Source organism: Roseisolibacter sp. H3M3-2, assembly GCF_029211165.1.
GTDB lineage: Bacteria > Gemmatimonadota > Gemmatimonadetes > Gemmatimonadales > Gemmatimonadaceae > Roseisolibacter.
Genome location: NZ_JARGEK010000575.1, coordinates 1 through 2,055 on the forward strand (window position 1 = coordinate 1; position 2,055 = coordinate 2,055).

Annotated in this window: 1 protein-coding gene and 1 pseudogene; one reads left to right on the forward strand and one right to left on the reverse strand. The window is 76.6% G+C overall.

All coding sequences use genetic code 11. The features are described 5' to 3' along the window. Positions 1 to 606: pseudogene (locus PYV61_RS24675) on the reverse strand (hypothetical protein); the annotation flags it as partial. A 165-nt stretch (positions 607 to 771) separates the two neighbouring features. Between PYV61_RS24675 and PYV61_RS24680 the strand changes: the two are divergent. Beyond that, the coding region (locus tag PYV61_RS24680) for a hypothetical protein (protein WP_275836536.1) at positions 772 to 2,055 on the forward strand (1,284 nt) is incomplete at its 3' end.

Genomic DNA, 2,055 nt, shown 5'->3' on the forward strand with positions numbered 1-2,055 from the left:
CGCCGCCGCGGCGGCCGGCGCCGGGGCCGCGCCCTCGGCGGGGTACGCCTGCAGCACGACGTGCGTCGGCCGCTCGCCGGCGAACGCCACGCGGCGGATGCGGTCGAACTCGCGCTGCTCGCCGGTCGCGGTGCGCACCAGCACGACCTTGTTGGCCGGCTGGCGGCGCTCGCGGCGCAGCCGGCGCGCGTCGGCCTGCTTCGGGTAGACCGTGACCGCCAGCCACTGCCCGTCGCCGCTGAACAGGACGGGGCTCGCCGCCGCCGCGCCGCCGAAGGGGCCGCCCTGCTGGGCCGGCGCCTCGCCGATCGGGATGCGCGTCTCCTTGCCGTCGGCCACCGACCGGAGCACGACCTCGGCGTCCCCCTCGTTGGGGGCGAACTGGTAGGCGAACCAGCGCCCGTCGTTGGAGAGCTGGGCGTTGCGGACCGTCTTCCACCCCTTCAGGTCGGCCGGGGCGAAGTCGCGGCGGGCGCTGGCCGGCGCGCCGCCGGCCGGGGCGGTGCCGCCGGCCGGCGCGGCGGCGGCCGCGTTCTGGGCGAGCAGGGGAGGGGCGAGCAGGGTCGCCAGCAGCGCGGGGGCCGCGTAGCGGGTCGGGGACTTCATGGGCGGGTCGGCGAGGGGTCGCGCCCGGCGGACGCCGGACGCGCTACGATGGCATACGGCGCGGCGTCCGACAACGCTCGGCGCCCTCTCCGGCCGCGCGGCGGGGCGGAAACCGGGGGCGGAACGGTCGCGTACGGGGGGGCGGCTCGAGCCCCCCGCCTCCCGATGCGATTCCTTCCGTTCGCCCTCCTGCTGCCGGCGCTCGCCGTCGCGCAGCCCCCCGCCGCGTCCGCCCCCGCCGACACCGGCGCCCGCCGACGCCTCACCGACTGCCGGGGCGAGGACGAGTGCCGCGCCATCGCCGAGGAGATGGGGCGCGAGCGCCGGAAGGTCCGCCGCCAGCCGGTGACCCCCGAGCTGGAGCGCACCGCCTTCGCCGACGCGAGCGCCCGCACCCTGCTCGAGCGCGCCCGCGTCGCCCGCCTGGCCCAGGACTCGGCACTCCGCGCCTACGACGCGAAGACCTACCAGCGGCTCTCGGTCGGCATCGGCGTGCGGCGGCTGGGGCGCGAGCGGCTGCTGTTCCGCAGCGAGGGGGCGGCCCGCGTGCGCTGGTCGCGCGACAACGGCGTGTGGGTCGAGCCGACCGGCCGCCGCGCGGTCATGCCCGCCATCAAGGAGGCGGACCTCGACGTCGACGCCGACGACCTGACCTCGGTGCCGTACTTCCCGGGGCGCGAGACGCTCTGGATGCCCTCCGGGGACATGGGGGTCGCCAAGGCGGAGGTGAACGAGAACGACATGCTGCACCCGCTGGCCGCGGGCGCCGAGGCGTACTACCGCTACGCCACCGGCGACGCGGTGAGCATCTCCCTCCCCGACGGGCGCCGCATCGCGCTGCGCGAGCTGCGCATCACCGCCCGCAAGCCCGAGTGGCGCGCCTTCGTCGGCTCCTTCTGGTTCGACGCCGACCGCGGGAGCCTGGTGCGTGCCGCGTACCGCATGGCCGCCGACATGGACATCTGGAAAGTGGCGGACGAGGAGGCGAAGCGCGACGGGGACGACGACGAGGTCCCCAAGTGGGTGAAGGGGATGCTCAGCCCGATGCGCGCCAACATCTCCGCCATCACCGTCGAGTACGGGCTCTACGAGCAGCGCTTCTGGCTCCCCAAGATGAACGTCGCCGAGGGGGAGGCGCAGGCGGGGTTCATGCGCGTCCCGGTGCGCTTCGAGGAGAGCTACCGCTACAACGACGTCAACGGCACGCTGAACGTGCCGCGCATCCCGACGCCGGCGGAGCTGGGGCTGGCCGCCGACGACTCGACGGCGTCGGGGTCGGTCACGGTGATGATCGGCGACAACGACCGCACGCGCGCGCGCCGCGCCGACACGTCCGCCGCCGCGGTGCGCCTGCGCGAGGACTCGGCGACCCGCCGCCTCGTCGCGCGCGCCGACTCGCTGACGCGCGTCGCCGACTCGCTGCGGGCGGCGGGCGACACGGCGGCGGCG